This is a genomic window from Acidovorax benzenivorans (assembly GCF_028680575.1).
Classification (GTDB): Bacteria; Pseudomonadota; Gammaproteobacteria; order Burkholderiales; family Burkholderiaceae_C; genus Acidovorax; species Acidovorax benzenivorans.
The window spans coordinates 393,686-407,022 of sequence record NZ_JAPCKI010000003.1 but is presented as its reverse complement, the minus strand read 5'-3'; the positions used below and the strand labels follow the sequence as shown (position 1 = coordinate 407,022).

Here is a 13,337-nt window from a genome sequence, read left to right as displayed (position 1 = left end):
AGGGCACAGCGCATGTAAACGCGAACACCTCTCAGCATCACCCGCAGCCCGCGCGGCGCAACAGGGGCTTGCCTTGCGCTGCTGGGTGCGGGTCACGACAATCGACGCCGAATCCACACACTACAAGGAGTCCCCCATGAAAGGTGACGCACAGGTCATTGGCCATCTGCAGGCCCAGCTCAAGAACGAACTCACGGCCATCAACCAATACTTCTTGCACTACCGCATGCTCAAGCACTGGGGCTTCGACAAGCTGGCCAAGAAGGAGTATTCGGAATCCATCGGCGAGATGAAGCACGCCGACTGGCTCATGGACCGTATCTTCATGCTGGACGGCCTGCCCAACCTGCAGGACCTGGCCAAAATCCAGGTCGGCGAAGACGTGCCAGAGATCCTGGCCTGCGACCTGCGCGCCGAACAAGGCGCCCAGGCCACCATCAAGGACGGCATCGCCCACTGTGAAACGGTGCGTGACTATGTCTCGCGCGACCTGCTGCAAAAGATCCTGGACGACACCGAGGAGCACATCGACTTCCTGGAAACCCAGATCGATCTGATCGGCAAGGTGGGCTTGCAGAACTACCTGCAGTCGCAGATGGGTGACGTGGAGTAATCCACCGCAACGCCTGCACGGCGCGAAGAGGTCTCACAAGACGCTTCGCCAGCAGAGTGGAATGAACGGGCTTCGGCCCGTTTTTTTATGGGGCGCTAATCTGCAGGCCAACCTGATTCAGGTTGCCCGCTTGGCCCTGGGGAAGCGTGAAATGCGTTCGGGCACGGTCTCAAAGTGACTCAGTGATCTCACCCTTGAAGCCCGGAAGCCCCGGAAGCAACACAGCGGCAGATGTGCGTTTTTGCGTTTGGTCAAAACCAGTCGTGTTAGACGCAAAGCTTCGTCCATCTGAACGTGGGGGGCCTCGAATGTGGGGCAACAGTGAGCCTCCCGTGAAAACTCCGCCTGTCATGCCCGTCACAAGCTGTTGCAACCACACATCAAAACAACACAAATAGCATTTTTATAAATGCGAATGCTTCTCAACAAAAGTAGAATACATTTTTTGCGATCGGTGCCATTCAATTTGCAGCCCACCTGCATGGCGCCCGATCCAATGAATCTCTTCCACACCTAGCCAGCCAGTCAGCCGGGCTCTCCGCCGCTGCAGCCAGCGTTGGTACGTTTTGCCGTACACCAACACTGCCTGGAGCCTTTCTGATGCTGCGCAGCGCTGCCAGCCCCTGCACTGCGGGGCCTCTGTTTCTCTCGTTTCCTGCATGTCGCGCCACATCTGGCGCCGCCGAAGGCCGGCCATGAAAGCGGCCCGCGTTGACTGGCGCTACCGCTTGGGCGTCACCTCCCGCGCCGTGGCGGCCATCGGGGGTGGGTATGCATTGGCGGCGGGGTTCGCGGCCGCGCTTTCGCTCGCGCTGGCGCAATGCATGCCGCGTGTCGAGGCCGTGCTGGCCGCCACCATGCTGGCCTGGCTGGTCTATGCCATCGCCGCTGGCTGGGCGTTTTATGCGCGCACGGCCTGGGGCGCCTGGGGCGGCACGCTGCTACCCGCCCTGGTGCTGGGCGCGTGCGCCATGGCGCCGCAATGGATGAGGGGCGCGCCATGACAACAGCCACCTCCACCTCCACGCGCAAGAGTGCCGACCGCGAGGGCTTTCGCCAGGCCATGTCGTGGCTACACACCTGGGCCGGGCTCATCCTGGGCTGGCTACTGTTTGCGATCTTCTTCACGGGCACGCTGTCGTTCTTCAAGAACGAGTTCAACCTGTGGATGCGGCCCGAGATGCACGGGCTGCCGAGCACCGACGCGGCCGATGCGCAGGTGGCTCAGAAGTCGCTGGACGCGCTGGTGCGCAAGGCACCCGACGTCACCCAATGGATCCTGCACCTGCCCGATGACCGCGACCCGGCCGTCAACATGTTGTGGCGCGACACCAGCAACGGCCGGTTTGAAACCTTGCGCATGAACCCGCAGACCGGCGAGCCCATCGAGGCGCGCCAGACCATGGGGGGTGACTTTTTCTACCGCTTTCACTTCGAGCTGCGCACCGCGCAAAAAGGCCGTTGGGCCCTGCAGGGCCGCTGGGTGGTGGGCGTGGCCACGATGCTGATGTTTGTGGCGCTGATCACGGGCGTCATCACGCACCGCCGCATCTTCAAGGACTTCTTCACCTTCCGCCCCACCAAAGGCGGGCAGCGCGCCTGGCTGGACGCACACAACGTCACCGGTGTGCTGGTGCTGCCCTTCTATCTGCTGATCACCTTCAGCGGGCTGATGATCTTCCACACGCTGTACATGCCTGCGGGCATTGCCAACACCTACAAGACCGAGAAAGGCGTGGACTCCAACGCCTACTTTGCCGACCTGCAAGGTGAGAAGCCCGAGAGCCGCCCCCGCCGTGGCGCCACCGACAAGATGGAGCCCCTGCCCGCCATCACCCTGCAGCCCATCATCGACGCGGCCACCACCCGCTGGCAGGGCGGGCGCATCGGCAGCCTGCAGGGCCTCCGCGATGCCAACGGTCGCGCCGTGGTGGAGGTCACGCGCCACGAAGGCGACCGCCTGCAGTACCGCCCCCCGCGCCTGCTGTTTGATGCCACCACCGGCCAATGGCTGGACCAGGCCGATGCCACCAGCCCCGCCGTCAAGACCTATGGCGTGCTATACGGCCTGCACATGGCGCGGTTTGCCGATGTGGGCCTGCGCTGGGCACTGTTTGGGTTTGGGGTGCTGGGCAGCCTGATGATTGCCACGGGCATGGTGCTGTGGTCGGTCAAGCGCAGCGCCAAGTCGCAAACGCAAGCCAGCCGCCAAGGGGCCGCCAACATCGCCCCCACCAAAGCGCCGTTTGGCGAACGACTGGTGGCTGGCATCAACATCGCCACGCTGGCCGGGCTGCCGCTGGCCTGTGGCGTGTACCTGGCCGCCAACCGCCTGATCCCCGTGGGCATAGAAGGCCGTGCAGATACAGAGCTGGCCTGGTTCTTCAGCACCTGGGGCCTCACGCTGCTGTGGGCGCTGGCCTGCGCGGTGGCGCGCCCACACCGCATGGGTTGGACGGTGCCGCTGGCCGCTGCAGGCCTGGTGTGGGCAGCGCTGCCACTGATCAACGCGCTGACCACACACACCCACCTGGGCGTGAGCCTGCCCGCGCGCGAATGGGTGTGGGCCAGCATGGACCTGGCGTTTTTGGCCACCGGGCTGCTGCTGGGCTGGCTGGCGTGGCGTGTGCGCCCTGGCCGCACGCCCCGGCGCGGCGCACCCACCGCCCGGCCTGCACAAACTGCACGGCCCGCACGGCCTGCCCCATCGGTGCCCATAGCGCCCGTAGCGCCCGCCGAAACCTCCACCTCGGGAGCCTGAGCCATGTCCGCCTTTCTTCTCTGCTTTGCCGCCTGGTCGGCCATTGCGCTGGGCATGGACCGCCACCACGAAGACGCCCTGGGCCATGAGGGCGCCGTGCCCCGCCTGGCGGCGCTGCGCCGCTCGGGCTGGCTGCTGCTGGTGCTTTCGCTGTGGCTGGCCACGGCACACCCGCCGGGGGGCGTGCCTGCGTCACTGGGCGTAGCGGCATGGGCAGTGGCCCTGTCGATGGCTGCTGTGGCAGTCACCGCCACCGTCACCTGGCAGCCCCGGCGCACACCCGAGATGGGTGGCGCTGCCCTGCTGGCGGGCCTGCTGGCCCGCGCCCTGGGGTGGTGACGGCCGGGCGCAGCGCACGCGCCGCCCCGTGCTGAGCCCTCCCCGGCTCGATCTCGCTTTTCTGTTTTCACGGCCCCCACCACCTCCCAGACAGCGGCCCGTCGTGGCCCGCGCCAGGCCATGGGGTGCAGGGCTTTTTGCCAACCGCGTTGCGCTCACTCCAAGGAAAACCATGCACGCTTACACACCAACCCCCCATCGCCTCCACCCGCTGGTGGCCGCCCTGCTTGCCACGCTGTGTGGCACTGCGCTGGCGCAGACCACGCCACAGACACTGGGCGAAGTCACCGTGCAGTCCAGCGCGGAGGACGATGGCTATTCGCCCGCCGCCGCCAGCACGGCCACCAAGGGCAGCGCGCCACTGCGCGACGTGCCCCAGGCCGTGAACGTGGTGCCCGCACAGCTCATGCGTGACCAGGGCGCTCGCTCGATGGAAGACGCGCTGCGCAACGTGCCCGGCGTGGCCATGAGCCATGGCGACGGCCAGCGCGACCAGGTGGTGATCCGCGGCTTCACCGCCATTGCCGACCAGTTTGTGGATGGCGTGCGCGACGATGCCTTGTACTTCCGCGATCTGGCCGACATCGAGCGCGTGGAGGTGCTCAAGGGCCCCGCCGCCGTGCTGTACGGGCGCGGCTCGTCGGGCGGGCTCATCAACCGCGTGACCAAGAAACCCAAGTTTGGCGAAACCTCGGGCGAGGCATCGCTGGGCCTGGGCAGCTTTGACTACCGCCGCGCCACCGCCGACGTCAACGTGGGCATCAGCGACACCGCCGCCTTCCGCATCAATACCGCCGTGGAAGACTCGGGCAGCTACCGCGACCAGCAGTTCGTCAAGCGCCACAACTTCGCACCCTCGCTCGCGCTCAAGCTCGCGGCGCAGACCGATCTGCTGCTGCAATACACCAACGCCCGCGACAAGCGCCTGACGGACTTCGGCATCCCCGCCCTGAACGGCCGCCCCGTCAACGTACCCGCAGGCACCTACTACGGCTCCAGCAACGCCGCGCAGGACGACACCACCACCAGCACCATGCAGTCGCTCGCGGCCACGCTGAACCACCGCTTCAATGACGACTGGTCAGTGCGCAACGTCACGCGCCTGTACGACTACGCGCTGGACCGCTACAACACCCTGCCCGGCGGCACGACCAACCCGGTGAACCTGACGGTGGGCCGCACCCGGGCCTTCATCCTGCGCGACGAAACAGGGGTCTTCAACCAGACCGACGTGACCTGGCGCAACCAGCTCGGTGGCCTGAAGCAGGAATGGTTGATGGGCATGGAACTGGGCCAGCAGAAAAAACGCTCTGAATCGGTATCGGGCGGTGCGGACCGCGTGTCCATCTTCAACCCCACCGGTGCGGCGCCCGTCATCCCGGCGGCCAACTACAACGCCGACAACGCCATCCCCAGCCACACCACACAGGACACCGCCGCGCTGTACTGGCAAGACCAGATCACGCTGGCCCCGCAGTGGAAAGCGCTGGTGGGTGCACGCTACGACGTGTTCAAACAGCAGACCGCGTTTGACCGCAAGCTCGCCACGCTCGAGCGCACCGACAAGAAGTTCAGCCCCCGCGCAGGCCTGGTCTGGCAGCCCAGCGATACGGTGTCGTACTACGTGTCGTACAGCAAATCCTTCCAGCCCTCGGCCGAGGCATTTGCGCTGGCGGCCAACAACACGGGCGCCGAACCCGAGATCACCGAGAACAAGGAAATCGGCGTGAAGCTCGACCTGCTGGACGGCCGCCTGAACGTGACCGGTGCGCTGTTCAACCTGGAACGCACCAACATCAAGAACACCGACCCCGCCAACCCTGGCCGCCAGATCAACGTGGGCACGCAGCGCACCAACGGCCTGGAGCTGACCGCCAACGGCCGCCTGCCCGGCCGCTGGGATGTGAGCGCAGGCTACGCCTGGCTGGACGGCCGCATGACGAAGTCGCTGGCCACCACCACGTCCACCCAGTTGCCCACCGCAGCCATCGCAGCCCAAGGCAAGGTGCCCGCGCTCACGCCGCGCAACTCGGCCTTCCTGTGGGCCATGAAGGACCTGGGCCACGGCCTGCGCGTGGGCGGCGGTGTGAACTATGTGGGTGCGCGCTTCACCTCGCTGACCAACCTGGTCACCCTGCCCAGCTACACCACGCTGGACGCGGCCCTGCAGTACACGCTGGGCCAGTGGGATGTAGACGTGAACATCAAGAACCTGGCCAACCGCAAATATTACGTATCGGCCCACGGCAGCAACGACAACCTGATCCTGCCCGGCTCGCCACGCGCGCTGCAGGTGACGTTGCGGACGCGGTTCTGACCAGCGCACGCCAGCGTACGTGCGCTTCGTTCGAGCACGTTTTACCAATGAAATTGGCCTATAGCGCTTTATCCATAAGCGCTATTAGCTCTATTTTTGATAGCAAATAATCAAATGACGAGGAGGAGAAACATCATGCACATGCACCCACTGGCCCTTGCGGTCTCGCTGCTGGCCACGATGGCGACGGCCCAAGCGCAGACCACCACTGCGCTGCCCGAAGTGAAAGTGACCGACGGGGCAGACAGCGCGGCCACCGAGGGCTCGGGCCAGTACGTCGCACGCGAGGTCAACGTGGGCAAGATGCCGTTGGCGCCGCGCGAAACACCTCAGTCGATCAGCGTGGTCACGCGCCAGCAACTGGATGACCGCAACCTGACCAAGGTGGAAGACGCGGTCAAGCTCAGCACGGGCATGACGGTCACGCGCTTTGACGGGGCGGGCAACTACAACAGCTTCCAGTCGCGCGGGTTCGATCTGGGGTCCATCCAGCTCGACGGCGTGCCGATTCCCCAAGGCAACTACAGCACGCTGGATACCGCCATCTACGACCGCATTGAAGTCCTGCGCGGCCCGGCCGGGCTGCTGCAGGGTGCCAGCGAACCCGGTGGCACCGTCAACCTGGTGCGCAAGCGCGCGCAGGCCAAGCTGGCCATCGGTGCAGATGCGGCCGTGGGCTCCTTCGGACTGCGCCGCAGCACGGTGGATGTGGGCGGCGGACTCAATGCCGAAGGCACGATCCGCGCGCGTGCCGTTGCCGTGGTGGAAAACAAGGACAGCTTTGTAGACACCCTGTTCAACAACAAGCGCCTGGGCTACGGAACGCTGGAATGGGACATCGCCCCCTCCACCACCGTGTCGGTAGGCGCAGCGCAGCAGCGTGTGCGAGCCGCCATCGACCAAGGCCTGCCCACCTACGCCGATGGCCGCCTGGCCGACCTGCCCCGCAGCGCCTTCGCCGGCCTGCGTGCCAACCGGCAAGACCTGGAGACCACCGACGTCTTCGCGGAACTGGAGCACCGCTTGGACGGCGGTGGCCTGGTGCGCCTGTCCGCGCGGGACATCGACCGCACGGCGTTCTACCGGTCGGCCCGCGCCAACAGCGCCCTGGCCGCCAACGGCAGCTTCACCATGGAGACGGTGGACGGGGACTTCCACGTGCGCACCCGCAACTACGACGCTTTCCTGGCCACGCCGGTGCAGGTGGCCGGCCGCACCCACAAGCTGCTGGTGGGCGCCAGCCACAACGAAGGCACCACCTGGGACGGCAACTACGTCTACGGTCCCAGCCTGCCCTTCAACCTGCTGCAGCCCAACTACGGCCTGGCCTACCCTGACATCACGCTCAAAGGCTTCACCTCCATCGTCAAACGCAGCGAGAACGCGCTGTACGGGCAGGCGCAGATCGCGCTGACCGACACGGTGAAGTTGCTGGCGGGCGGGCGCCTCTCCTGGGCCGACGTCGTGACGCGCAGCACCAGCACGGGCGCCGTCACTGCGTCGGCAGACCCCGGCCGCCAGTTCGTGCCCTCCGTGGCGCTGATGTGGGACTTCCATCCGCAGTACACCGGCTACGCCAGCTACGCCGAGACCTTCGTGGTGCAAAGCCAGCTCAATGCGGCCAAGCAACTGCTCGACCCGCGCACGGGCAAGCAGATTGAGCTGGGCGTGAAAGGTGAGTTTTTGCAAAAGCGCCTGCAGGCCCACGCAGCGCTGTTCCGCATCATCGACGAGAACCGCGCCATCGCCGACCCGGTGGTGACCGGCGCCTACATCGCAGGCGGCAAGGTGCGCGCGCAAGGCTTTGAAACCGAGGTCAGCGGCCAACCCCAGCCCGGCTGGGACATCGTGGCAGGCTACGCCTACAACGACACCCACTATCTCAAGGCGCCGGTGGCACAGCAGGGCCAGGTGTTCAGCCCCATCACGCCGCGCCACAGCGTGAACCTGTTCACCCGCTACGCCTTCACCAGCCCGGCACTGCGCGGCTGGAGCGTGGGCGGCGGCATGTCGTACCGCAGCGAATTCTTTGCGCAAAGCGGCGCGCTGCGCATCAACGCGCCGGGCTACGCAGTGTTCAACGCCCAGGTGGGCTACCAGATCAACGACCACCTGTCGGTGAACCTGTCGGTGGACAACCTGTTGGACAAGACCTACTACGAGAAGGTGTCGGGCATCTCACGCCAGAACTTCTACGGCGAGCCACGCCGCGTGACCATCGCATTCAAGGCTCGGTATTGAGCATGCCTGCGCACCACCGTCGTCCCCTGGCGGTGCAGCACCGAAAAACCAACACACAAATATACAAAAACGAATCATTCCCATTTGCAATGTAAAATTCCGTGTCCGCCAGCCACAGCCTCTCCGCTTAGACCCGCTCTAAGGCTGCAGCCAGCACCCACCGTCCTTCGATGTTTTCGGGTTGTCTGGCTTGAACCACTCCTTTTTCGCGCCTTCTGCCGCCGCTATTGCTGCCCCTGTCATGTGGGTCGGCCATGTGGATGTGCGCCAACTCGGCCCTTGCCAACCCAGCTCCACACCATGCTGAGCCCCACCGCCCTGCGCCGCTGGAGCTGGACCCACAAGTGGTCCAGCCTGGTGTGCACCGTCTTCATGCTGCTGCTGTGCCTCACGGGCCTGCCGCTGATCTTTCACCACGAAATTGGCCACCTGCTGGGCACTGAGGTCGAGGCGCCTGCCATGCCTGCCAACACGCCGCGCGCCAGCCTCGACAAAGTGCTGGCTACCGCGCATGCGCTGCACCCTGATCGTGTGGTGCAGTTCGCGTCGCACGCGGAGGACGATGACAACGTGTGGTTCGTCACGCTCACGCCCACACCGGCGCCCACCGATGATTTCCGCTCTGTGGCGGTGGATGCGCGCACGGCGCAGGTGCTGGCGCAGCCTCGGTTTGACGAGGGCTTCATGTACGTGATGTTCAAGCTGCACGTGGACCTGTTTGCAGGCCTGCCGGGCAAGCTGTTTCTGGGCTTCATGGGCTTGCTGCTGCTGGTGGCCATCGTCACCGGGGTGGTGTTGTATGCACCGTTCATGCGCAAGCTGGCGTTTGGCGAGGTGCGGCGTGATCGCTCGACCCGCGTGAAGTGGCTGGACCTGCACAACCTGCTGGGCATCGTCACGCTGGTGTGGGCGTTGGTGGTGGGCGGCACGGGCATGATCAACACGTGGGCCGATCTGCTCATCAAATACTGGCAGTACGACCAGCTTTCGGTGCTGCTCAAGCCCTACGAGGGCCAGCCCATCGTGCCCGTCGCAGAGCGCGGCCCGCTGCAGCAGGCGCTGGAGGCCGCGCAGGCCCAGGCGCCCGGCACCAAGCTGTCGTTCATTGCGTTCCCGGGCACGGCGTTCTCCAGCCCGCACCACAACACGTTCTTCCTGCGGGGCAATGAGCCGCTCACCTCGCGCCTGCTCAAGCCCGTGCTGGTGGATGCGCGCACGGCGCAGGTCACTGCAGCGCCCCAGCTGCCCTGGTACCTGACAGCGCTGCTAGTGTCGCAGCCGCTGCACTTTGGCGACTACGGCGGCATGCCGATGAAGATCCTGTGGGCGTTGCTCGACCTTGCCACCATCGTGGTGCTGGGCAGCGGGCTGTACCTGTGGCTGCGCAAGGGTGTGCAGGCGGGCAGCACCAACAACACCCACCCGTCAACCGCCGCGACGGCCCCTGGCCGCAGCAGCCTGCCCCTAACGGCCACGGCCCGCACCGGCAGCCCGCTGCCGCAAACCGAGGGCCGCACATGAAGCCGAGCCCCTTCTGGTCGCTGTGGGGTGGGCCCCTTGTGATGGCCGTGCTCACCACCACGGGCCTAGCCACCGCCCTCGTGTCCGACACCTGGGGCGACTGGTGGTCGTGGGTGGGCCTGGGTGTGCCGGTTGCGGTGATGGGCTGGTTCAGCTGGCCGCGCAGCCCGTTTGCAGCCACCGCCCGTGCAGCGCACAGCCCACCGCACCCCGATGCCGACAAAGCGAGCGCCAACGCCACGCCACTCTGACGATTTCAAGCACCAACCTGCCGCCATGCGCCACCTTCATTCCTCTCGTCGCCCTGCCCTAACCCCGGCCGCCCTGGCCGCTGCCCTGCTCTTCACGCTGGGCGCGCCCACGGCCTGGGCACAAGCGACAGCCAAAGGCACCGAGCCCGAGGGCAACAAGACCTTGTCCACCGTCACCGTGAGCGCCAGCGCCGATGCGTCGGCCCAAGGCCTGTCGCCCGCCTACCCCGGCGGCCAGGTGGCGCGCGGTGGCCGTGCCGGTGTGCTGGGCACCAAGGATGCGATGGACACGCCGTTTTCCATCACCAGCTACACCAACGAACTGATCCAGGACCGCCATGCCCGCAGCGTGGGCGATGTGCTGCAGAACGACCCCACGGTGCGCGTGGCACGCGGCTTTGGCAATTTTCAGGAGGCGTTCTTCATCCGGGGCTTCATCCTCGATTCGGACGACACCGCCTACAACGGCCTGTACAGCCTGCTGCCGCGCCAGTACATCGCCACCGAGCTGTTCGAGCGGGTGGAGGTGCTGCGTGGCGCCTCAGCCTTTCTGAACGGCGCCAGCCCCAACGGCGGTGGCCTGGGCGGCAGCATCAACCTGCTGCCCAAGCGGGCCCCCAACGAGCCATTGAACCGCGTGACCTTTGGCGTGGCCAGCGGTGGCCAGACGCAGGTGGCAGCCGACATTGCCCGCCGCTTTGGGCCCGACGGCAACACCGGCATCCGCGTGAATGCGGCCGCGCGCAACGGCGGTACGGCGGTGGACAACGAAGATGTGCAGCTCGGCCTGCTGGCCGTGGGCCTGGACTGGCGCAGCCGCGACGTGCGCCTGTCGGGCGACATCGGCTGGCAGGACCACCAGCTCAAGAACACGCGCACCAACGTGACCTTGGGCAGTGCGGTGACCACGGTGCCCAACGCGCCCGACAACCAGACCAACTTTGCCCAGCCCTGGAGCTACTCGAACGAGCGCGATGTGTTCGGCACGCTGCGCGGCGAGTGGGACCTGTCGCCCACCACCACAGCCTGGGCAGCGGCGGGCGCGCGCCGGGGCGAAGAAGCCAATTCGCTGGCCAACCTCACGGTGACCAACGGCACCACCGGCGCGGGCACCACCTACCGTTTTGACAACACCCGCAAGGACAGCGTGAACACCGGCGAGCTGGGCCTGCGTGGCAAGCTGCAGACCGGCAGCGTGGGGCATGAATGGGTGGCAGTGGCGTCGCACTACGACTTCGAAAAGAAGAACGCCTACGCCATGGACTGGCGCAACACGCACGCCACCAATCTTTACAACCCCATAGCCACCGGCCTGCCCGGCTTTAGCGCCAACACCCTCTTCGGCGGCGACCTGGCCAACCCGCAGCGCACCGGCAGCACCCGCCTGACCAGCTTTGCGCTGGGCGACACGCTGTCGTTGGTGGACAACCGCCTGCTGTTCACGGCGGGCCTGCGCCACCAGAAGATCGAGATCGCCAACTACGCCTACGGCACTGCCGCGCAAACCGACCGCTATGACCAGAGCCGCACCAGCCCGCTGCTGGCCGCCGTCTTCAAGGTGGATAAAAGCCTGTCGGTGTATGCCAACTATGTGGAGGGCCTGAGCCAGGGCCAGACCGCGCCCAGCACAGCGGCCAACCGGGGCGAGATGTTGGCGCCGTACGCCTCCAAACAAAAGGAAGTGGGCATCAAGTTCGACGCGGGCCGCGTGGGCGGCAGCGTGGCGCTGTTCTCCACCACCAAGCCGCGTGCGTTTTTGAACGCGGCCAACCTCTTCAGCACCAGCGGCAAGGACCGCCACCAGGGCGTGGAGCTGGCCCTGCAGGGCGAGGCCACCAAGGGCCTGCGCGTGCTGGGCGGGCTGACGTGGCTGGATGCCAAGCAGGTCAGCACCGGCTCGGCCACCACCGACGGCCAGCGCGTCATCGGTGTGCCCAAGCTGCAGGCCAACCTGGGCGCTGAATGGGACGTGCCCGGCGTGCCCGGCCTGGCCGTGGATGGCCGCTGGGTGCACACCGGTGCCAGCTACGCCAACGCCACCAACACCCTGCGCGTGCCCGGCTGGAACCGGCTCGACGTGGGTGCCCGCTATATGACGGAAGTGCAAGGCAAGCTCATCACGCTGCGCGCGCGCATCGACAACCTGACCAACAGCAACGACTGGGCCTCGGTCGGCGGCTACCCCGGCTCGGGTTACCTGGTGGTGGGTGCGCCGCGCACGCTGTCGCTGAGTGTGAGCGTGGACTTCTAAGGCGGCTCCCCCGCACCGCACAGGCACCGCACAGGCACTTCTGCCCTGACCCATTTCAGGGTCAAAAAGCCACCTGGCGCTTATCCATCAAGCGCTGGCAGCTATCAATCAGTGAGTTCTCAGCCCCTGCGCAACCGGGGGTTGTGGCGCTGCACGCCCTTTGTTTTTGATTTTTGTTGAAACCACCGAAAGGAAACGTCCATGTCCTCCACCCAACACCTCAAGACACCGCTGCTGGCCACCTTGATCGCCTGTGCCTCCATCGCCGCAGTCACCTCTGCCAACGCCCACCAGGTGTGGCTGGAAAACACGGGCGGCCAGGCCCGCCTGCACTTTGGCGAGTTCAACGAGAACCTGCGCGAGACCTCACCCGGCCGACTCGACCAGTTCAAGGGCGTGCCCACGCTGGAGCAGCAGCGCACCGGCGCTACCGCGCAGCCCGTGCAAGGCCAACTGGGCAAGGACGCTTTCAGCTACACCGTGGCAGGCACGCCCCAGACCCTGTTTGTGGCGCCCACCTACCCGCTGATCGACCGCAGCAAGCGCAACCTGCCCGCCATGTACTGGCAGCCCTCGGCCCGTTGGGTGGCCAGCCTGGCGCAACCCGTGGCGCCCACCGCCCCGCTGGACCTGGTGCCCACCGGCAAGCCCGGTGAGTTCAAGGTGGTCTACAAGGGTGCGCCGCTGCCCAAGGCCAAGGTGCAGCTGGCAGCCCCCTCTGGCTGGACGCGCGAGACCGAGGCCGGTGAAGACGGCACCGTGACCTTTGTCACCCCCTGGAAGGGCCAGTACGTGGCCGAGGTGAAACACAGCGACAAAACCCCTGGCGAAGCCCAGGGCGAGAAGTACGGAGAAGCCAGCTACGTGACCACGCTCACGTTTGTGCTGGCCGACGGCATGGCGTCGCCCGCCTTGCCCGAGCCGCCCAAGGCCCACTAAGCCGTAGCAACCACCGCCACGCCACACGCCCGCTGCGCCGGGCCGCGGCGTGCAGCCAGCAGCCCGGTGCACACCGGCGCTGCAGCCCGCCCGGCAACAGCCAG

Annotated in this window: 10 protein-coding genes; all 10 read left to right on the top strand. The window is 66.2% G+C overall.

The window, feature by feature from the left end; translation table 11 throughout:
* Positions 1-136: 136 nt before the first annotated feature.
* Positions 137-613, top strand: coding sequence for a bacterioferritin (gene bfr, locus OIN59_RS07735; protein ID WP_274108884.1), 477 nt, complete (start codon positions 137-139; stop codon positions 611-613).
* Positions 614-1,308: 695 nt separating this feature from the next.
* Positions 1,309-1,617, top strand: a complete 309-nt coding sequence (locus OIN59_RS07730; protein ID WP_274108882.1) for a DUF3649 domain-containing protein — start codon at positions 1,309-1,311, stop codon at positions 1,615-1,617.
* Positions 1,614-3,374 carry a PepSY domain-containing protein gene (locus OIN59_RS07725; protein ID WP_274108880.1) on the top strand — a complete coding sequence of 587 codons (1,761 nt, stop codon included), beginning with the start codon at positions 1,614-1,616 and terminating at the stop codon, positions 3,372-3,374. Before OIN59_RS07730 ends, OIN59_RS07725 begins: the two co-directional genes overlap by 4 nt.
* A gap of 3 nt (positions 3,375-3,377) precedes the next feature.
* Entirely contained in the window at positions 3,378-3,713 is a 336-nt protein-coding gene (locus tag OIN59_RS07720; protein WP_274108878.1) for a DUF3325 domain-containing protein, read from the top strand.
* Between the two features lie 172 nt (positions 3,714-3,885).
* A complete protein-coding gene (locus tag OIN59_RS07715; protein ID WP_274108876.1) occupies positions 3,886-6,030 on the top strand; it encodes a TonB-dependent receptor in 2,145 nt (714 codons plus the stop codon).
* 135 nt (positions 6,031-6,165) lie between these two features.
* Complete coding sequence (locus OIN59_RS07710) at positions 6,166-8,271, top strand: TonB-dependent siderophore receptor (RefSeq protein ID WP_274108874.1); 2,106 nt, start codon at positions 6,166-6,168, stop codon at positions 8,269-8,271.
* A gap of 300 nt (positions 8,272-8,571) precedes the next feature.
* On the top strand, positions 8,572-9,792 hold the full coding sequence (locus OIN59_RS07705; protein ID WP_274108872.1) for a PepSY-associated TM helix domain-containing protein: 1,221 nt from the start codon (positions 8,572-8,574) through the stop codon (positions 9,790-9,792).
* Positions 9,789-10,043 (top strand): hypothetical protein, encoded by a 255-nt coding sequence (locus tag OIN59_RS07700; protein WP_274108870.1) that lies wholly within the window; start codon positions 9,789-9,791, stop codon positions 10,041-10,043. The genes OIN59_RS07705 and OIN59_RS07700 overlap by 4 nt, the downstream gene beginning before the upstream one ends.
* A gap of 25 nt (positions 10,044-10,068) precedes the next feature.
* A complete protein-coding gene (locus tag OIN59_RS07695) occupies positions 10,069-12,294 on the top strand; it encodes a TonB-dependent receptor (RefSeq protein WP_274108868.1) in 2,226 nt (741 codons plus the stop codon).
* A gap of 201 nt (positions 12,295-12,495) precedes the next feature.
* Entirely contained in the window at positions 12,496-13,233 is a 738-nt protein-coding gene (locus OIN59_RS07690) for a TonB-dependent receptor (protein WP_274108866.1), read from the top strand.
* Positions 13,234-13,337 lie beyond the last annotated feature (104 nt).